The sequence below is a fragment of the Cupriavidus sp. DF5525 genome (genome assembly GCF_040149425.2).
GTDB lineage: Bacteria > Pseudomonadota > Gammaproteobacteria > Burkholderiales > Burkholderiaceae > Cupriavidus > Cupriavidus pickettii_A.
The window spans coordinates 3659539-3677876 of record NZ_CP168265.1 but is presented as its reverse complement, the minus strand read 5'-3'; the positions used below and the strand labels follow the sequence as shown (position 1 = coordinate 3677876).

The following is an 18338-nucleotide window of genomic DNA, read 5'->3' as shown; positions in this document are numbered from 1 at the left end:
CCCATGCGCCTTCTGTTCTGGGTTGCGGTCCTGTTTGGCGGTGCCGTCGGGCTGGCACTGTTCACACAGTTCAACCACAGCAATGTGGTGCTGTTCTATCCGCCATATCGCGTTGAGCTGTCGCTGAACCTCGCGCTGGCGCTGCTGCTGCTGGTGTTCTTCGTGGTGTGGACGGTGATGACCACCATTCGCCACCTGTCCGAGATGCCGCGCCGCGCCGCCGCCTACCGTGAGCGCAGCCGCATGAACAAGGCGCAGGCGGCGCTGCGCGAATCGATCGAGAACCTGTTCGCCGGCCGCTTCGCCCGCGCCGAGCGTTGCGCCCGCGAGGCCCAGTCCTGGGAAGACCAGGCCCAGACCGCCGCGCTGATCGGCGCTCGCGCCGCGCACCGGATGCAGGAGACCGACCGGCGCGACGCCTGGATGGCGCAGGTCACGGATCCCGAGCGCGAACAGGCGCGGCTGGTGTCGATGGCCGAACTGCTGGTCGATGCCCGCGACGCCGACGGCGCACTGGAAACCATCGCCCAGCTGCAGGCGCAGGGCGCGCGCCAGATCCACGTGCAGCGCATTGCGCTGCGCGCGCACCAGCACCTGAAGAACTGGTCAGAGGTGCTGCGCCTGGCGCGCTCGCTGGAAAAACGCAATTCGCTGCATCCGGTGCTGGCCCTGCGCCTGAAGCAGATGGCGGTCGAAGCCATGCTCGAAGAGCGCCGCCACGATGCCGACGCGCTGACCGAGTTCTGGCGCTCGCTGTCCGCCGATGAACGCCGCGCCACGCGCATCGCCGAACCCGCGGCGCGCTACTTTGCCGCGCTGGGCCGCCAGAACGAAGCCCGCCGCATTGTCGAGGACGCGCTCAAGGTCAACTGGGACAGCCGCCTGGTGCTGCGCTACGCCGATTGCGCCGTGCCCGGCCACGCGCTGCCGCAGATCCAGCAGGCCGAGAAATGGCTGGCCGCGCATCCCGCCGACGCCGACCTCTACTACACGCTGGGCGTGCTGTGCCTGGGCGAGAAGCTGTGGGGCAAGGCCCAGTCCAGCTTCGAGCGTGCGCTGAAGTATGCCGATCCCGACCAGCAGCGCCGCCTGCGCGTGCGCACCCACCTGGCGCTGGCGCGGCTGTTCGAGGAAACCGAGCGCTTCGAGGAGGCGCAGCGCCACTATCGCGAGAGCGCGATGCTGGCGGCCTGAGCCGCCGGCATTTCTTCCATCCCGAGGTGCCTCAGTCCTCCATGATGCTGGCCGCGTCGCGCTTGCCGGCTTCCTTCACCACCCCATAACGCGCCAGCGTCTGCCTGCGCGCCACGTCATGCTGCACCAGCGGGCGCGGGTAGTTGTCGCCCAGGCGCACGCCGGCAGCCGCCAGCACGTCCTCCGGCGCCGTCCATGGCGCATGCAGGTACTTGTCCGGCAGCGCCGCCAGCTGCGGCAGGTACTTGCGGATAAAGCGCCCCTGCGGATCGAACTTCTCCGACTGCGTCACCGGGTTGAAGATGCGGAACCACGGCTGCGCATCGCAGCCAGTCGAGGCTGCCCACTGCCAGCCGCCGTTGTTGGCGGCAAAGTCGAAATCGTTGAGCTGGTCGGCAAAGTACTGCTCGCCCCGTCGCCAGTCGACGCCAAGGTCCTTGACCAGGAAACTCGCCGTGACCATGCGCAGCCGGTTGTGCATATAGCCGCTCTGCCGGATCTGCAGCATGGCGGCGTCGACCAGCGGATAGCCGGTGGCGGCTCCGCACCAGGCGCGGAAATAGCGTTCGCCGGTCTCGCCGTCCTGCCAGCGGATCGTGTCATAGGCCGGATGGAAGGCCGCGCCGTCCGCCACGCGCGGATGGTGGTGCAGGATCATGAAATAGAAATCGCGCCAGATCAGTTCGGACAGCCACACCGCGGCGCCCACGCTGTCGGCGCCGCCGCGCAGCACGGCTTCATGCGCAGTGCGCGCCAGCGTGCGGATCGAGATCGTGCCGAAGCGCAGGTGCACCGACAGGTAGCTCGGGCCGCGCAGGGCAGGGTAGTCGCGCCGGCGGCCGTAGTCGCCGATGCGGTTGCTGAACTCCTCGAACAGTGCCAGCGCGCCCGAGGCGCCGGTGGGCATGGCGATCTCTGTGAGGTTGCTTTCGCGGAAGCCGAGCTGTTCGAGTGTCGGCACGGGCTTGCGGTGCGCCTGCGGCAACGGCGCCAGTGCCTGCAGGTACGGGTCGATCGGATAGGGGCGCAGGTCGAATGGCTGCACCGTGCGCAGCCAGGCATTCTTGTAAGGCGTGAACACCGAGAACGGCTTGCCCTGGCCGGTCAGGACCTCGTCGCGCTCGAACACCACCTGGTCCTTGAAGCTGAAGAACACGCGCGCCTGCGCCGCCAGTGCGCGCCGCAAGGCTTCGTCGCGGGCGTTGGCGGCGGGCTCGTAGTCGTGGTTGGCGAAGACGGCCTGCACATCGAGCTCGCGCGCCAGCGCTGGGATGGCGTCTTCGGCGCGGTCATGCAGCACGACCAGGCCACCGCCGGCCGCAGTGAGCGTGTCGGCCAGTTCCAGCAGCGATTGCCGGATGAACCCGACGCGCCGGTCGGCTTGCAGGCCGCGTGCCAGCAGCGGATCCAGGATGTCGCGGTCGAACACGAACACACACCACACCCGGGCACAGTGCCTGAGGGCATAATGCAGCGCCGCGTGGTCGGCGGTGCGCAGGTCGCGCCGGAACCAGACCAGCCCGCGCTCGAAGTGCTGGCCGATCCGGTAGGGTTTGCGCGCCGATGCCGGAGTGTCTGCTGCCTGCATGCTCGCCTGTCGATTGAAGGAAACCAGGACAATGGGAAATCGCGCGAACGCAGGGGCGGTCGCCGCGATACCCTAACATAGCGATTCGGCGAAGCAAGGCGGCAACGGCAAGCCGCCGCCCTGCCATTCCGGACACCACTGCAACTTTCTTACCGAAGCACACATGACACTCGACCGTATCCTCCAATCCCAGGGCTTTGGCACGCGCCGGTACTGCGGCGACCTGATCGCCGCCGGCCTGGTCGAGGTCAACGGCGAACTGTGCGAAAACCCGCGCGCGCAGTTCGAAGTGGACGGCCTGCGGCTGACCGTCGATGGCGAGGAATGGCTCGCCTGCACCAAGGCCTACCTGATGCTGAACAAGCCGACGGGCTACGAATGCTCGCAGCGCCCGCGCCACCATGAGAGCGTGTACAACCTGCTGCCGGTGCCGCTGCGCCAGCGCGAAGTGCAGGCCGTGGGCCGCCTAGACCACGACACCACCGGCCTGCTGCTGCTGACCGACGACGGCCAGTTCATTCACGCCCAGACCTCGCCCAAGCGCAAGGTGCCCAAGGTCTACGAAGTGACGACTGCCGAGCCGGTCACGCAGGCGCAGGCCGAGGCGCTGTGCACCGGCGTCCAGCTGATCGACGAACCCGCCCCGATCGCCGCAGAAGCCTGCGAGATCACCGGCGAACGCAGCCTGCGGCTGACCCTGCTGCAAGGCAAATACCATCAGGTCAAGCGCATGGTGGCCGCGGCCGGCAACCATGTGGACGCGCTGCATCGCAGCGCGATCGGCGGTTTGCAGCTCGATCCCGCATTGGCCGAAGGCGAGTGGCGCTGGCTGACGGCGCAAGACCTGGCGCTGCTGAGCGGCAAGGAGTAAGGCGAACGGCAGTTTGATGACAAGCGGACAGCGTGGCCGGGCGCTCATTGCTGCACTGCAACGCCCGCCAATCTTTTCCGGAAGACCCCCGGCGATTTGATAAAATGCAAGGCATGGCGAAGCCCGAAGCACCCATCAATCTGACCAATCAGTTCCTGATTGCCATGCCTGGCATGGCCGATCCGACCTTTTCGGGTTCCGTCGTCTACATCTGCGAACACAACGAGCGTGGCGCGCTCGGGCTGGTGATCAACCGGCCCATCGATATCGACATGGCCACGCTGTTCGACAAGATCGACCTCAAGCTCGAGATCCAGCCCGTGGCGCACCAGCCGGTCTACTTCGGCGGTCCGGTGCAGACCGAGCGCGGCTTTGTGCTGCACGACCCGGTCGGCGTCTATGTCTCGTCGCTGGCGGTGCCGGGCGGACTGGAAATGACCACCTCCAAGGACGTGCTGGAGGCCGTGGCCAACGGCAGCGGCCCGCACCGCTTTTTGCTGACGCTGGGTTATTCCGGCTGGGGTGCCGGCCAACTGGAGGAAGAGCTCAGCCGCAACGGCTGGCTGACCGTCCAGGCCGATCCCGAGATTATCTTCAGCGTGCCGCCCGAAGGGCGCTTTGCCGCGGCCATCGGCCTGTTGGGCGTCGACGTCAACATGCTGTCGGGCGAGGCCGGGCATGCCTGACGCCGTGGGGCGCGAACTGCCCCGCGACGGCACGGTCCTGGCATTCGACTATGGCGAAAAAAAGATCGGCGTCGCGCTGGGCAATTTCATCACGCGCGAGGCGCGTGCGCTGACCATCCTTCCCAATATCACGGTTGAAGGCCGCTTCGAGGCCGTCGGCGAGCTGATCCGCGAGTGGAACCCGGTGCAGCTGATCGTCGGCATGCCGGTCAACCCGGAAGGCGACGAACAGCCGATGATGCGGCTGGCGCGGCGCTTCGGCAACCAGCTCAACGGCCGCTTCAATCTGCCGGTGGAATGGGTGGACGAACGTTATTCCTCGCGCGCCGCCTCGATGGCCGGCGCCCGCCGCGGTGAGCTGGACGCCGAAGCCGCCCGCATCATCTTGCAACAATATTTCGACCAATTCCCGCTATGACGCAGATTTCCGTTCCCGACGCCGAGTCGCTGTACCGCAAGCTGCTGGACCAGGCCCGGGCGCTTATTCCCGACGCCGAGCGCGCGCGCTGGTCGGTGGCCGGCATTCATTCCGGCGGTGCATGGATCGCCGCGCGGCTCGCCGCCGACCTGAATCTGCCCGATCATGGCGTGATCAACGTCGCCTTCCATCGCGACGACTACGCCAAGAAGGGCCTGCACAGCCAGGCCCAGCCGACCACTTTGCCGTTTTCGGTCGAGGACCGCAACATCCTGCTGATCGACGATGTGCTGGCCACCGGCCGCACCATCCGCGCCGCCGTCAACGAGCTGTTCGACTACGGCCGACCCGCGCGCGTGGCGCTGGGCGTGCTGGTCGACCGCGGCGGGCGCCAGCTGCCGGTTGCCGCCGACCTGACCGCCGCCGAGATGGCGCTGCCGCCCGGCACGACGCTGGTGCTGTCGCGCCAGGGCGAGGGCGCCGCGGCGCGCTTCGCCTTCGCCACCGAACCGACCGCCGGCAACTGAGCCGGCCTGCATGCCCGATTGCCCGACGCGCACCCGGCGCGCCTGACACCACGCCCTGAGACCAGATCCCCCCGTTTTTTGCCCGCGCCCGACCAGCCATGACCAAGACGTTCCGCAACCCGCAGCTCACCAAGAATGGCGAACTGAAGCACTTGCTGTCGATCGAGGGGTTGTCGCGTGACATGATCACGCACATCCTCGACACCGCCAGCCAGTTCGTATCGCTGTCCGACTCAGACCGCGATGTCAAGAAGGTGCCGCTGCTGCGCGGCAAGAGCGTGTTCAACCTGTTCTTCGAGAACTCCACCCGCACCCGGACCACCTTCGAGATCGCGGCCAAGCGGCTGTCGGCGGACGTGCTCAACCTGAACATCAACGCCTCGTCGACCAGCAAGGGCGAGTCGCTGCTGGACACCATCAACAACCTGTCGGCCATGTCCGCCGACATGTTCGTGGTGCGCCACGCCAGCTCGGGCGCGCCTTACCTGATCGCCGAGCACGTCGCCCCGCACGTGCACGTGATCAACGCCGGCGATGGCCGCCACGCGCACCCGACGCAGGGGCTGCTGGATATGTACACGATCCGGCACTTCAAGAAAGACTTTACCAACCTGACGGTGGCGATCGTCGGCGACATTCTGCACTCGCGCGTGGCACGCTCCGACATCCACGCGCTGACCACGCTGGGCGTGCCGGAAGTGCGCGCGATCGGGCCGCGCACGCTGCTGCCAACCGGGCTGGAGCAGATGGGCCTGCGCGTCTTCCACAACATGGAAGAGGGTCTGAAGGGCGTGGACGTGGTCATCATGCTGCGGCTGCAGAACGAGCGCATGAGCGGCGCGCTGCTGCCGTCGGCGCAGGAATACTTCAAGGCCTACGGCCTCACGCCGGAGCGCCTGGCACTAGCCAATCGCGACGCCATCGTGATGCACCCGGGCCCGATGAACCGCGGCGTGGAAATCGACTCCGCCGTGGCCGACGGCCCGCAATCGGTGATCCTGAACCAGGTGACCTTCGGCATCGCCGTGCGCATGGCGGTGATGGGCATCGTGGCCGGGAACAGCGACGAATAACGATGCCGTCGAGCCACAACATACCGAACACGCCAAGCGACACGACAAGCCAAGCTATGAAGATTCACATCAAGGGCGGCCGCCTGATCGATCCGGCCAGCAACACCGACGCCACGCAGGACCTCTATATCGCCGCCGGCAAGATCGTCGGCGTGGGCAGCGCCCCGGTGGATTTCACCGCCAACAAGACCATCGATGCCAAGGGGCTGATCGTGTGCCCGGGCCTGGTCGACCTGTGCGCGCGCCTGCGCGAGCCCGGGTACGAATACAAGGCCACGCTCGAATCCGAAGTCGCCGCGGCGGCCGCCGGCGGCGTCACCAGCCTGGTATGCCCGCCCGACACCGACCCGGTACTGGACGAGCCCGGCCTGGTCGAGATGCTCAAGTTCCGCGCCCGCACGCTGAACCAGACCCACGTCTACCCGCTGGGTGCGCTGACGCTGGGCCTGAAGGGCGAGATCCTGACCGAGATGAACCAGCTGACCGAGGCCGGCTGCGTCGGCTTCAGCCAGGCCGAGCAGCCGGTGCGCAACACCCAGGTGCTGCTGCGGGCGTTGCAGTACGCGCAGACCTTTGGCTTCACCGTGTGGCTGCGCCCGGAAGACCCCTTCCTCGGCGGCGGCGTGGCGGCGAGCGGTGCGGTAGCGTCGCGCCTGGGTTTGTCCGGCGTGTCGGTGATCGCCGAGACCGTGCGCCTGCACACCATCTTCGAACTGATGCGCAGCACCGGCGCGCGCGTGCACCTGTGCCGCCTGTCGTCGGCCGCGGGGCTGGAACTGGTGCGCCAGGCCAAGCGCGAAGGCCTGCCGGTGAGCTGCGACGTCAATATCCACCACGTCTCGCTGACGGACATGGACATCGGCTACTTCAATTCGCAGATGCGCTTCTCGCCGCCGCTGCGCAGCACCCGCGACCGCGACGCCATCGTCGCCGCGCTGGCCGACGGCACCATCGACGCGCTGTGCTCCGACCACACCCCGGTGGACGACGACGAGAAGCTGCTGCCGTTCGCCGAAGCCACCCCCGGCGCCATCGGCCTGGAACTGCTGCTGCCGCTGACGCTGCGCTGGGCCACCGAGCACAAGGTGCCGCTGGTGCAGGCGCTGGCGCGCATCACCTCCGAACCCGCGCGCGTGATCGGCCTGAAGGCCGGGACGATTGCCACCGGCAGCGCCGCCGACATCTGCCTGTTCGATCCGAAGCAGGTGTGGAAGGTCGACCGCCGCTCGATCAAGAGCCAGGGCAAGAACTCGCCGTGGCTCGGGTACGAGATGGAAGGCAAGGTCCGCATGACGCTGGTCGGCGGGCAGGTCGTCTACGGAAACCACGCAAACGCATGATCTGGCTGCGCAAGACCGCGCTGGTGCTGCACCTGCTGCGCGGGCTGCTGACCTGCGCCGTGCTGTTCCCGTGGCTGGGCGTGAGTTCGCGCGCCTGGCATATCCGGCGCTGGTCGCGCCGGCTGCTGCGCATCCTGGGTGTGGAACTGGAAGTGGTCGACGCCACCGGCGCCGCGGTGCACGGCGCGGCGCGCCAGGGCGCGATGGTGGTCTCCAACCATATTTCCTGGCTGGATATCTACGTGATCCACTGCTGGCGGCCGGTGCGCTTCGTCGCCAAGTCCGAGATCCGCGACTGGCCCGTGATCGGCTGGCTGTGCGACAAGACCGGCACCATCTTTATCGAACGCGGCCGCAAGCGTGACGCGCACCGCGTGCTGCACAATATCACCGACGTGATGCTGCAGGGCGACCTGGTCGGGGTGTTCCCGGAAGGCACCACCACCGATGGCACCGCGGTGCTGCCGTTCCACGCGAACCTGATGCAGGCGCCGATCTCCGGCGGGTTGCCGGTGCAACCGCTGGGGCTGAATTATCTCGATGCCGCGACAGGGCAGCCGACGCTGGCGGCCGCCTATATCGGCGATACCACGCTGCTGCAATCGCTGGAGGCCATCCTGCGCGCGCCGCGGGTCAGGGCGCGGCTGGTGATCGGGCCGGCGCTGGTGCCGGTCTCGGGGGATCGTCGGGAACTGGCGGGTGCCGCCAGGGAAGTGGTGCTCCACCTCAGCCAGGGCGCGGCCGAGCAGGCCGTCGACACGGCCCGCCGGCTAAACCAGCCCGTCGCGCCGGGGGACGAGCCCGAACCCGCCACCGCCGCCATCAGCTGACCGTGCTGCTTTCCGCCGGCGAGGCGGGGTGGGATGGCCGTTCAGGCCAGCGGGTCACAATATTGCGGGCAATCCACCTGGATCAAAGTCCGCTCGGCCGGATCCGCCGCGAGGCGCACCGCCGTCAGCTTGCCGCCCCACACACAACCCGTATCCAGCGCCATCAGGTCCGGGCGCATCACAAGTCCCAGCGTCGACCAGTGGCCGCACACGACGGTCACATCCGCCGTGCGTCGTCCCGGCACGTCGAACCACGGCATGAATCCGTCCCGCGCCTTGCCCGGGCCTTCCTTGGTCTTGAAGTCCATCACGCCATCGACGGTGCAGTAGCGCAGCCGGGTGAGGGCATTGACCACCACCCGGTGCCGCTCGATGCCGCGCAGGCCATCGTGCCAGCGATCCGCGGCGTTGCCGAAGACGTCGGCCAGGAAGCCTTGCCAGTTGGGGCCTTGCAACTGCTCTTCGACTTCGTGGGCTAGGTCGACCACCTGCGCGGCACTCCACTGGGGCAGGACGCCAGCGTGGATCAGCAGGAAGTTGTCTTCCAGCAGAGCCAGCGGGCGGCAGCGCAGCCAGGTGAGCAAGTCCTCACAGTCGGGGGCGCCGAGGATGTCGTCGAGGGTGTCGGACTTGCCCGGCTTGCGGACGCCGGCGGCTACGGCCATCAGGTGGATGTCATGGTTGCCGAGGACGGTTTCGGCCCGGCTGCCCATGGCTCGGACGGTGCGCAGCGTCTGCAGCGCGGCGGGGCCACGGTTGATCAGGTCGCCGACGAAGCGCAGCGGGGTTGCGGGGTCGAGCCGCGCGAGCAGGGCGTCAAGGGAGGGCGCGCAGCCCTGGAGGTCGCCGATGGCATGAGGTGTTGTAAGCGTCACTTTGGTATTGAGCATCAGCGGTTAAGAAAACTATTTCGCTTCTATTTGTAGTTTTGTGACCGCTATACCGTGGCACGGTTACATGAGGCTACAAAAAGAGGGGTGGCGGACGTAGGTTAGGGCATTCCGTCGGATAGAATACCGCCACTTCTGCAGGCACTTAACGCCCCGCCCGTCCTGAAGGGGACAAGGTGGGCGCTCGGCTTTTGTCGGGTCATCGAAACATATCGAGGCAAGGAGCAAGTTTTGTCGCATATTTTGGTCACAGGCGGCGCCGGATTCATCGGTGCCAATTTCGTTCTGGCATGGTTGGGCGACAAGTCGGCTGACGGGGTCATTAACGTCGACAAGCTCACCTATGCGGGTAATCGGAAGACGCTGGCGTCGGTGGAAAACGATCCGCGCCACGTGTTCTCGCAAACGGATATCTGCGACCGCGCCGCCCTGGACGAGCTCTTCGCGACCTACAAGCCGCGCGCAGTCGTGCACTTCGCGGCGGAAAGCCATGTCGACCGGTCCATTCACGGCCCGGCGGAATTCATCGAAACCAATATCGTCGGCACCTTCACCTTGCTGGAAGCGGCGCGCGCCTACTGGGGCAGCCGGGAAGAACCGGCCAGATCCGAATTCCGCTTCCTCCACGTCTCCACCGACGAGGTGTTCGGCTCGCTGAGCGAAACCGATCCCCAGTTTTCCGAGACTACGCCGTACGCGCCCAACAGCCCGTACTCGGCCTCGAAGGCGGCATCGGACCACCTGGTCCGCGCCTACCACCATACCTACGGCCTGCCGGTTCTGACGACGAACTGTTCGAACAACTACGGCCCATACCACTTCCCGGAAAAGTTGATCCCGCTGATCATCGCCAATGCGCTCGCTGGCAAGCCGCTGCCGATCTATGGCGACGGCCAGAACGTGCGCGACTGGCTGTACGTGCGGGACCACTGCTCCGCCATCCGCGAAGTGCTGGCACGGGGCCGCCTGGGTGAAACCTACAACGTCGGCGGCTGGAACGAGAAGACCAACCTCGACGTGGTGCACACCCTGTGTGACTTGCTGGACGAACTGTCTCCCAAGGCAATCGGCTCGTACCGCGACCAGATCACCTTCGTGACGGACCGTCCTGGCCATGATCGCCGTTACGCAATCGATGCCGGCAAGCTGGAGCGTGAGCTTGGCTGGAAGCCGGCAGAGACGTTTGAATCCGGCCTGCGCAAGACGGTGCAGTGGTACCTGGACAACCAGGCCTGGGTGCAGGACGTAATGTCCGGCGAATATCGGCACTGGGTGGCCAAACAATATGCAGCGTAAGTTGGCCGCCCCCACCATCCTTGTGACCGGCAGTAATGGTCAGGTCGGCTTCGAGTTGCGCCGCAGCCTGGCGCCGCTTGGCCGGGTGGTGGCGCTTGACCGCGCCGGTCTAGACCTCTCTCGCCCGGACGAAATCCGGCGCGTCGTGCGCGAATGCCGCCCCGATGTGATCGTCAACCCGGCGGCCTACACCGCAGTCGACAAGGCAGAGACAGAAGCCGAACTGGCTTTTGCCGTCAATGGCACGGCTGCAGGAGTTCTTGGGGAAGAAGCGAAGGCGCTCGGCAGCCTGCTGGTCCACTATTCGACCGACTACGTCTTCGATGGCAGCAAGGCTGATGCCTACGTTGAAGATGACCCCGTCAACCCCCAGTCGGTCTATGGCAAGAGCAAGCTGGCCGGGGAGCAGGCCATCGCAGCAGCCGGTGGCTCAGCCTTGATTCTCCGGACCTGCTGGGTAGCCGGTGCTCACGGTGGCAACTTCGCAAAAACCATGCTGCGGCTTGGCCGCGAGCGCGACAGTCTGCGAGTGATTGCAGATCAGTTCGGTGCGCCTACCACGGCCGCGTTGATTGCTGATGTGACTGCGCAAATTGTGGCGCGGCACTGGTGGTTTGGTGACAGGCAGGCCTTCGCCTCCGGCATCTACCATCTCGCCGCCGCCGGCGAGACCACGTGGCACGCCTATGCCACCGAAGTGCTGCGCTATGCTGCCGCCAAAGGCATTGCGCTGAAGGTAGATCCGGCGCGCATCGAAGCGATCCCGGCCACGGCATATCCGCTGCCAGCACCGCGCCCCGCCAACTCTCGCCTGAGCACCGCCAAGCTGCGCGAGACATTCGGCATCCATCTTCCAGACTGGCAGCAAGGTGTGCACCACCTGCTGGACCAGATCTTTTCCTGAGCTAGACATCATGCGCAAGGGCATCATTCTCGCCGGAGGCTCCGGCACTCGGCTTTATCCGATCACGCGATCGGTCTCCAAGCAGCTGCTGCCGGTCTATGACAAGCCGATGATTTACTATCCGCTGTCCACGCTGATGCTGGCAGGGATTCGTGACATCCTGATTATCTCGACACCGGAAGACACGCCGCGCTTTGCCGACATGCTTGGCGATGGCAGCAAGTGGGGGATCAATCTGCAGTATGCGGTGCAGCCTTCGCCGGATGGGCTGGCGCAGGCCTTCATCATCGGCCGCGAGTTCATTGGCAATGATCCGTCCACGCTGATTCTGGGCGACAACATTTTCCATGGCCACGACCTGGTCCGCCAGCTCACGCGTTCCGCCAAGCAACAGGAAGGTGCGACCGTCTTCGCCTATCACGTGCATGACCCGGAGCGTTATGGCGTAGTCGAGTTTGACGAGAACTTTCGCGCGCTGTCGCTGGAAGAGAAGCCGGCCAAGCCGCGTTCCCACTATGCGGTGACCGGCCTGTACTTCTACGACAACCAGGTCTGTAACATTGCTGCCGATATCAAGCCTTCGGCGCGTGGCGAACTGGAGATCACCGACGTGAACAAGCGTTATCTGGAGATGACGCAGCTGGAAGTGGAGATCATGGGCCGCGGTTATGCATGGCTGGATACCGGCACGCACGACTCGCTGCTGGAGGCCGCCAGCTTCATCGCCACGCTGCAGAACCGGCAGGGGCTGATGGTGGCGTGTCCGGAGGAAATTGCCTACCGCAGCAAGTGGATCGATGCGGAGCAGGTAGCTGCGCTGGCGGCGCCGCTGGCGAAGAATGGTTACGGCAAGTATCTGCAGCAGATTATTTCGGAAGCGATCAAATGAGTCTTACCGTCATTCCTACTGCACTGCCGGAAGTCTTGATCATCGAGCCAAAAGTCTTTGGCGACGCACGAGGCTTCTTTTTCGAGAGCTACAACGAGCGAGCTTTCGAAGAGGCAACTGGAATCAAACGCAGCTTCGTCCAGGACAACCACTCGCGCTCGGCGCGCAATGTGCTACGCGGCCTGCACTATCAGATCCAGAATCCGCAGGGCAAGCTGGTGCGTGTGACAGCCGGTGAGGTATTTGATGTGGCTGTGGATATCCGCCGGAGCTCCCCCAATTTTGGGAAATGGGTCGGCGTCAGCCTGTCGGCAGAGAACAAGCGCCAGCTCTGGATCCCGGAGGGATTCGCGCATGGCTTTCTGGTGCTGAGCGAGACGGCGGACTTTCTCTATAAGACCACTGACTACTGGTTTCCAGAGCACGAACGCGCCGTGCTCTGGAACGATCCCGCGATCGGAGTCCAGTGGCCCCTGAACGGTGGCGAGCCGGTCATGGCAGAGAAAGATCGCGGGGCGCACCTGCTGCGCGAGGCCGATTGCTACGAGTAACGGGAGACTTGCTTTTTTTAAGCGCAATGCGCGGTCGATAGCATGCCACAGCATTGACCCGATCATTTCGAAATTGCTGTACGAATATTCGCCGACGCGGGCCCGCGGGGCCCGGCGCCGCGATTGTCTGAACGGATTCTAGCTCTATGCAACATTTCCCCGTAACTCCACCAGCGGTCATCAGACTGCTTTGGGAGAAGCGCGGCTTAACTTGGCAGCTGACCAAACGCGATGTGGTGGGACGCTATCGCGGTTCGGTCTTCGGGTTGCTCTGGTCGTTCTTCAATCCGCTGTTGATGCTGGCGGTGTACTCCTTCGTGTTCGGCTACGTGTTCAAAGCGCGCTGGGGCGTCGGCGGCGACGGCAAGGCCGATTTCGCCATCACCTTGTTCACGGGCATGGTGGTTTTCCAGATCTTCGCCGAGTGCATAAACAAGGCGCCGCTGCTTATCGTCTCGAATCCCAATTTCGTAAAGAAGGTGGTATTTCCGTTGGAGATCCTGCCGGTAGTGACATGCCTGTCGGCGCTTTTCCATGCGGCGGTCAGCTTACTCGTGCTAGTGCTGGCCATTATCCTGTTCCGGGGTGGCGTGCCCTACACCGGGCTCTACTTGCCGCTGCTGATCGTGCCGTATTGCCTGCTGCTTCTCGGCGTCAGCTGGGTGCTGGCATCGCTGGGCGTTTATATCCGCGACATCGCGCAATCAATCGGCCTGATTACAGTGGTGTTCAATTTTCTGTCGCCGGTGTTCTATCCGGCGAGCGCATTGCCCGAGCGGCTGCAGAAGATCCTGTACCTGAACCCGATTACGTTCGTGGTCGAACAATCCCGCGCCCTGCTGATCGGCGGCCACGCCCCCGACTGGTCTGGCCTGGCCGTGTATTTCGCAGTGAGCCTGGCGGTGTTCTTTGGCGGGATCATATGGTTCCAGCGCTCGCGGAAAGGATTTGCTGATGTCATCTGATACCGTTATTTCCGTCAAGAACGTCAGCAAGATGTATCAGGTGTATTCCAAGCCCAGGGATCGCCTGCTGCAGATGCTGTTCCGCGGACGCCGCAAGTACTATCGCGAATTCTGGGCACTGCACGACGTGTCGCTCGACGTGAAACGTGGCGAAACCATCGGCGTGCTGGGCCGCAACGGTTCCGGCAAGTCGACACTGCTGCAAATGATCTCCGGCACGCTGACACCCAGCGGTGGCGATATTGCCATTCATGGCAAGATCACCGCGTTACTCGAACTGGGCGCGGGCTTCAACCCCGAATTTAGCGGCAGGGAGAATGTGTTCCTAAACGCGTCAATCTTCGGCATGTCGCGCGAGCGGATCGAGCAGAAGTTCGCAGAGATCGCGGCGTTCGCCGATATCGGCGAATTCATCGATCAGCCGGTCAAGACCTACAGCAGCGGGATGTATGCGCGCTTGGCGTTCGCGGTCGCCATTTCGCTGGATCCGGAGATCCTTGTCGTCGACGAAATCCTGTCAGTGGGGGACGTCTTCTTCCAGGCGCGCTGCATGCGCAAGCTGGACGAATTCCGCGAGAGCGGTGGCACAGTGTTCTTCGTGACGCACGATACCTATTCGGTGGAGCGCATTTGCACCCGCGCCATCGTGCTGGACCGCGGCCGGAAGGTATTCGAGGGCGCCACCGCCGATGCAGTAAACATCTACTACAAAATGAGCCGCGACGATCCGGCGCTGGCGCCACCGGCCCCGCCCGCCGTCACGGCGTGCGCGACGACATCGTCGGAACTGGTTGCTAACTACGGCGCCAGCCAACTGCCCACGGCCGAGCCCATTCCGGTCCGACGCGATCACGTGGTCGGCGACGAGTCGGCCTATATCGAGGACGTCTATGTTCTCGACGAGCATGGCAACACCAGCCTGAACTACCTGGTCGGCGACTGGATGACGATCAAGCTGGTCGTCCGCTTTACCGCGGACTATCCGGAAATCGATTTCGGCGTCGGCATTCGCGACCGCTCCGGTACATTGATCGGCGGCGCTCATTCGTTCTATACCGGCGAGGCCATCGGTCCCATACGCGCCGGCGAGCGTCACGTGCTGACCGCGCGCATCAAGACGGAACTGGCACCGGGCGAGTACCTGCTGATTGCGGGCGTGGCGCGTCACGATTCACTGCAGAGCTACCAGGAGTGCTATGGACTGTATGACTTCTGCGCGATCTGCGTGACGGGCAATCGGAAATTCTGGGGAGCGGTGCGCCTGCCGGCTGAGATCTGCCAGACCGAATCCGCGCCGCACCTCGAACGCAAAAGCCTTGACGGAGCCCCGGCTCCAGAACGAGAACTATCGGGTCACCCTCATGAGTAAAATCAATTTCTCCTCCGCGCCAATCCGGCTGCACAACCCTCGGATACCGGAGAAGTTGGACCTTCGCCTTACCACGCCGGAGAAGAATTTCGCCTGTGCAGGTCCGGCTCGCGAAATCAATGCGATCTATCAGGACACGCCACACGATCACGTCATTTGGCAACCTGATGTATATGCCGAGGCGCGCGCCATCGCAGATCAGGCCGGCATCGGCCGCATTATCGACATCGGCTGCGGCAATGGCGAAAAGCTGGTGCACTTCTTCCCAGAAACCGACTTCCAGACAGCTGGACTCGATTTTCATGGTTCACTGGAAATCGTCTCGCGCACCTTTCCGACGCGCCGCTGGCTCGAATGCGACCTGACGTCGAACGAGGAACTATCCCGCGTGTCACACGAGTTGGACACCGGCGAGCCGGTATTGTTGATCCTGTCCGACGTCATCGAACACCTGGCCGATCCGCGCCCCCTGATTGCACGGCTGCGCTCTGTGCTGATGCGGCACGAGCAGAATCGCCTGATCATCTCGACTCCGGATCGCAGCCGCCTCGGCTACGAGGGGGCTGACTGCCGCCCCGAGAACGAATCCCACTTGCGGGAGTGGACCATAGATGAGCTGGCCGCGTACTGCCATGCGTCGGGTTTCGAGATCGTGCGATGCGGTCTTACGCGTGCCAACCAGTTCGATGAGATGGACTCGACAATTTTTGTCGAAGTGCGCTGCGCACGAGAGAACTACATTGCCTTCCTGAACCACGCAGGCTTGTTGCATGGTCCGTCACTGCCTCGGCAATTGCTGGTCACCAGTGAATATGCTGGGTTACACAACACCGGGGGAATCGGCACCTTCGTCGCTGAGCAGAGGCTGACATACGGGGTCGACAATACCCTGTGCCTGTTCGTCGGGCAGGACGAGGGCTTGCGCCCCGAGGATTTTCAACGTCATGGCCTGATCGTGCCCGGTTTGCTGGTCGACGAAGTAGACATGGCGTTGCCCATTGAGGACCTTATCCTTAAGGCCGCACTGCAACTGCTGTTCTATTTCCCCGATATCGAGAAGATCGAATACGCGGATTATCAGGGCTTGGGTTGCCGCTTGGCTCAGGCAAAGCGCGCGGCCATGTTTCCCCAGTGGGTAGAACTGATCGTGCATTGTCACGGCGCCACGCACTATCTGGAGAATGCCAACCAGACCTGGTATGGTGGCACGCATTTCGGCGTGGCCGAGCGCGAAAAGATTTCGATTGAGAACGCTGACCGCGTCGTGTTCCCGACGGTCTTCTTGCTGGGCTTGTATCGCGATATCGGTATTGCTGTGCCGGATCACAAGGTGGTATTGCTGCGCTATCCGTATCACGCAGCTCCAGTGGAGATCGCGACGACTCGCCCTGTCGATACGCTGGTGTTTTTTGGAAAGCGTTCGACAATGAAGGGGTATGGGCTGTTCCTCGAAGCCGCGGCAACGGATGACGGCAAATTGCTGCGCGAGCGCGGTGTCAAGCGCATCGTCTTTATCGGGCCGCGCGTCAGCGAGAGCCTGGAAGACACGGCGCGCCTGGAGAAGCTGAACGAGCTGTTCGAGATTGTGGACATGCCCTCGCTGAGCCGTACGGCAGCGATGCGGGCTGTAGCCCAGTACGCCGATCAGTCGCTCTGCGTGATGCCTTACCTTGGCGACAACCATCCGTTCGCCCTGCTGGACGTCACCTTCGCTGGTGCGTTGCCGCTGATGGCGCGAGCGGGCGGGGTGGTGGAACTGTTCGCGGCACCGTTCGACGAAATGCTGCTGGCCGATGTCAACAAGTCTGCGCTGTTGGACCAGATGATCGCGCTGATCGACCTGCCGGGGCAGGACCGCCATCAACTTCGCCTGGATTTCCTTGCGACTATGACCGCCACGCAGCACCGCATCAACGAGGCCACCCGCGCGCTCGGTGAGTCGGCTGCCTCGGTCAGTTTGGAGCCCACTCACGGCCGCGCAACGGTTATCGTTCCGGTCTTCAATACCGAGCTCCAGTTCATTCGTGAGTTGATCTTCGGGCTCAATAACCAGAGCATGCTGCCGGCCGAGGTCGTGTTCGTCGACGACGCCTCCCAGCCCGGCTATGCCGAGGGGCTGGAGGCAGTGTTGGCGAGCGAGCTTCGAATTCCCTACCGCTTGGTGCGGCACCCACTGAACAAGGGGCTGGCGGGCGCCCGCAATACCGGGCTCGCCGCTGCCCATTCTGAATACGTCATCAACATCGATTCAGACGATGTGCCGCTCAGTGACTTTGTGCGCGATATCGTTCGCCGTTTCGATGCGGAGCCGGCGTGTGCCGCCGCTGTCCCGTATCTCAAGGCCTTCAACGAGGACGAGGACTTCAACGATCAGAAGTTTGGTGGCTATGTCTACCGACCACTGGGCGACGGCATCGTGGCATCGCAGCTTGACAATCATCTCGGGCATGCGAATTCGGGCTATCGCACCAGCGTGCTGCGCCAGCTGGGCGGCTGGGACGAGAGCGAGAAGTCGATGTGGGAAGACTGGGCGCTTTACCTGAAGCTGGCTTCGTCGGGACACCGGATCGGTGTCATTCCTAAGGTGGGCTGCCTGTACCGAGTGCGGGCGGGCTCCATGCTCCGCACTTACAAGGTATGGCCGGCGATGCGTCGCCTCGCGCGAAATATGGAAGGTCTGCCGCGCTTCGAAAATTTCAGGCTCCAGGCCGTGATGCGTAACTGGCGCGATGAAGAGAGCAGCATGCGATCCGAGCTGATCCGGCTGCGTGCCGAGCATAGCTATCTGACCGCTGAGATGAACCGTGCATCGGTCAAGGCGGCGCGCAGCATCGTGGCCCGGTTGGCGCGATTCCCGCGTACGTTCGCGGTGGCCCGTGCCGGTGGCGCGGCAGTGTGGCGTATGGCGCGTCGCGTGCGGAATATGGCGGCGGCCAGGTAGCGGGAA

Annotated in this window: 17 protein-coding genes; 15 read left to right on the top strand and 2 right to left on the bottom strand. The window is 64.1% G+C overall.

Annotation, left to right across the window (positions count from 1 at the left end; all coding sequences use genetic code 11):
* The first annotated feature begins 3 nt into the window (after window positions 1–3).
* Window positions 4–1194, top strand: coding sequence for a heme biosynthesis protein HemY (locus ABNX08_RS17195; protein ID WP_349607948.1), 1191 nt, complete (start codon window positions 4–6; stop codon window positions 1192–1194).
* A 31-nt stretch (window positions 1195–1225) separates the two neighbouring features.
* Here ABNX08_RS17195 and ABNX08_RS17190 read toward each other — a convergent pair whose 3' ends face one another.
* Window positions 1226–2782 (bottom strand): deoxyribodipyrimidine photo-lyase, encoded by a 1557-nt coding sequence (locus tag ABNX08_RS17190; protein WP_349607950.1) that lies wholly within the window; start codon window positions 2780–2782, stop codon window positions 1226–1228.
* Between the two features lie 163 nt (window positions 2783–2945).
* Here ABNX08_RS17190 and ABNX08_RS17185 point away from each other — a divergent pair, with 163 nt between their 5' ends.
* The 7 genes from ABNX08_RS17185 (at window position 2946) to ABNX08_RS17155 (ending at window position 8527) form a co-directional block, all read left to right on the top strand.
* Window positions 2946–3653 carry a pseudouridine synthase gene (locus ABNX08_RS17185; RefSeq protein WP_349607952.1) on the top strand — a complete coding sequence of 236 codons (708 nt, stop codon included), beginning with the start codon at window positions 2946–2948 and terminating at the stop codon, window positions 3651–3653.
* A gap of 113 nt (window positions 3654–3766) precedes the next feature.
* Window positions 3767–4339, top strand: a complete 573-nt coding sequence (locus tag ABNX08_RS17180; RefSeq protein WP_041681585.1) for a YqgE/AlgH family protein — start codon at window positions 3767–3769, stop codon at window positions 4337–4339.
* Window positions 4332–4757 carry a Holliday junction resolvase RuvX gene (gene ruvX / locus ABNX08_RS17175; RefSeq protein ID WP_022536337.1) on the top strand — a complete coding sequence of 142 codons (426 nt, stop codon included), beginning with the start codon at window positions 4332–4334 and terminating at the stop codon, window positions 4755–4757. Before ABNX08_RS17180 ends, ruvX begins: the two co-directional genes overlap by 8 nt.
* Entirely contained in the window at window positions 4754–5284 is a 531-nt protein-coding gene (gene pyrR, locus ABNX08_RS17170) for a bifunctional pyr operon transcriptional regulator/uracil phosphoribosyltransferase PyrR (RefSeq protein ID WP_022536336.1), read from the top strand. The genes ruvX and pyrR overlap by 4 nt, the downstream gene beginning before the upstream one ends.
* 98 nt (window positions 5285–5382) lie before the next feature.
* Entirely contained in the window at window positions 5383–6357 is a 975-nt protein-coding gene (locus ABNX08_RS17165) for an aspartate carbamoyltransferase catalytic subunit (protein ID WP_022536335.1), read from the top strand.
* A 56-nt stretch (window positions 6358–6413) separates the two neighbouring features.
* Entirely contained in the window at window positions 6414–7697 is a 1284-nt protein-coding gene (locus ABNX08_RS17160) for a dihydroorotase (RefSeq protein WP_349607955.1), read from the top strand.
* Window positions 7694–8527, top strand: coding sequence for a lysophospholipid acyltransferase family protein (locus ABNX08_RS17155; protein ID WP_349607957.1), 834 nt, complete (start codon window positions 7694–7696; stop codon window positions 8525–8527). The genes ABNX08_RS17160 and ABNX08_RS17155 overlap by 4 nt, the downstream gene beginning before the upstream one ends.
* A gap of 41 nt (window positions 8528–8568) precedes the next feature.
* Here ABNX08_RS17155 and ABNX08_RS17150 read toward each other — a convergent pair whose 3' ends face one another.
* The gene (locus ABNX08_RS17150; protein WP_349607959.1) at window positions 8569–9417 is read right to left on the bottom strand and encodes a symmetrical bis(5'-nucleosyl)-tetraphosphatase; all 849 of its coding nucleotides are present in this window, start codon (window positions 9415–9417) and stop codon (window positions 8569–8571) included.
* A 231-nt stretch (window positions 9418–9648) separates the two neighbouring features.
* Between ABNX08_RS17150 and rfbB the strand changes: the two genes are divergently transcribed.
* The 7 genes from rfbB (at window position 9649) to ABNX08_RS17115 (ending at window position 18332) form a co-directional block, all read left to right on the top strand.
* Complete coding sequence (gene rfbB / locus ABNX08_RS17145; RefSeq protein ID WP_349607961.1) at window positions 9649–10713, top strand: dTDP-glucose 4,6-dehydratase; 1065 nt, start codon at window positions 9649–9651, stop codon at window positions 10711–10713.
* The gene (gene rfbD, locus ABNX08_RS17140; RefSeq protein WP_349607963.1) at window positions 10703–11617 is read left to right on the top strand and encodes a dTDP-4-dehydrorhamnose reductase; all 915 of its coding nucleotides are present in this window, start codon (window positions 10703–10705) and stop codon (window positions 11615–11617) included. Before rfbB ends, rfbD begins: the two co-directional genes overlap by 11 nt.
* A gap of 10 nt (window positions 11618–11627) precedes the next feature.
* Window positions 11628–12506 (top strand): glucose-1-phosphate thymidylyltransferase RfbA, encoded by an 879-nt coding sequence (gene rfbA / locus ABNX08_RS17135; protein ID WP_349607965.1) that lies wholly within the window; start codon window positions 11628–11630, stop codon window positions 12504–12506.
* Window positions 12503–13057, top strand: coding sequence for a dTDP-4-dehydrorhamnose 3,5-epimerase (rfbC, locus tag ABNX08_RS17130; RefSeq protein ID WP_349607967.1), 555 nt, complete (start codon window positions 12503–12505; stop codon window positions 13055–13057). Before rfbA ends, rfbC begins: the two co-directional genes overlap by 4 nt.
* Window positions 13058–13203: 146 nt before the next feature.
* Window positions 13204–14022, top strand: coding sequence for an ABC transporter permease (locus ABNX08_RS17125; protein WP_349607969.1), 819 nt, complete (start codon window positions 13204–13206; stop codon window positions 14020–14022).
* Window positions 13967–15391 (top strand): ABC transporter ATP-binding protein, encoded by a 1425-nt coding sequence (locus ABNX08_RS17120; RefSeq protein WP_374063619.1) that lies wholly within the window; start codon window positions 13967–13969, stop codon window positions 15389–15391. The genes ABNX08_RS17125 and ABNX08_RS17120 overlap by 56 nt, the downstream gene beginning before the upstream one ends.
* On the top strand, window positions 15384–18332 hold the full coding sequence (locus ABNX08_RS17115) for a glycosyltransferase (protein WP_349607971.1): 2949 nt from the start codon (window positions 15384–15386) through the stop codon (window positions 18330–18332). Before ABNX08_RS17120 ends, ABNX08_RS17115 begins: the two co-directional genes overlap by 8 nt.
* Window positions 18333–18338: the final 6 nt, after the last annotated feature.

Excerpts from the sequence above, each read along its gene's own strand:
- ABNX08_RS17195 (WP_349607948.1), top strand. The coding sequence starts at position 4 with ATGCGCCTTCTGTTCTGGGTTGCGGTCCTGTTTGGCGGTGCCGTCGGG.
- ABNX08_RS17190 (WP_349607950.1), bottom strand. The coding sequence starts at position 2,782 with ATGCAGGCAGCAGACACTCCGGCATCGGCGCGCAAACCCTACCGGATC.
- ABNX08_RS17185 (WP_349607952.1), top strand. The coding sequence starts at position 2,946 with ATGACACTCGACCGTATCCTCCAATCCCAGGGCTTTGGCACGCGCCGG.
- ABNX08_RS17180 (WP_041681585.1), top strand. The coding sequence starts at position 3,767 with ATGGCGAAGCCCGAAGCACCCATCAATCTGACCAATCAGTTCCTGATT.
- ruvX (WP_022536337.1), top strand. The coding sequence starts at position 4,332 with ATGCCTGACGCCGTGGGGCGCGAACTGCCCCGCGACGGCACGGTCCTG.
- pyrR (WP_022536336.1), top strand. The coding sequence starts at position 4,754 with ATGACGCAGATTTCCGTTCCCGACGCCGAGTCGCTGTACCGCAAGCTG.
- ABNX08_RS17165 (WP_022536335.1), top strand. The coding sequence starts at position 5,383 with ATGACCAAGACGTTCCGCAACCCGCAGCTCACCAAGAATGGCGAACTG.
- ABNX08_RS17160 (WP_349607955.1), top strand. The coding sequence starts at position 6,414 with ATGAAGATTCACATCAAGGGCGGCCGCCTGATCGATCCGGCCAGCAAC.
- ABNX08_RS17155 (WP_349607957.1), top strand. The coding sequence starts at position 7,694 with ATGATCTGGCTGCGCAAGACCGCGCTGGTGCTGCACCTGCTGCGCGGG.
- ABNX08_RS17150 (WP_349607959.1), bottom strand. The coding sequence starts at position 9,417 with ATGCTCAATACCAAAGTGACGCTTACAACACCTCATGCCATCGGCGAC.
- rfbD (WP_349607963.1), top strand. The coding sequence starts at position 10,703 with ATGCAGCGTAAGTTGGCCGCCCCCACCATCCTTGTGACCGGCAGTAAT.
- rfbA (WP_349607965.1), top strand. The coding sequence starts at position 11,628 with ATGCGCAAGGGCATCATTCTCGCCGGAGGCTCCGGCACTCGGCTTTAT.
- rfbC (WP_349607967.1), top strand. The coding sequence starts at position 12,503 with ATGAGTCTTACCGTCATTCCTACTGCACTGCCGGAAGTCTTGATCATC.
- ABNX08_RS17125 (WP_349607969.1), top strand. The coding sequence starts at position 13,204 with ATGCAACATTTCCCCGTAACTCCACCAGCGGTCATCAGACTGCTTTGG.
- ABNX08_RS17115 (WP_349607971.1), top strand. The coding sequence starts at position 15,384 with ATGAGTAAAATCAATTTCTCCTCCGCGCCAATCCGGCTGCACAACCCT.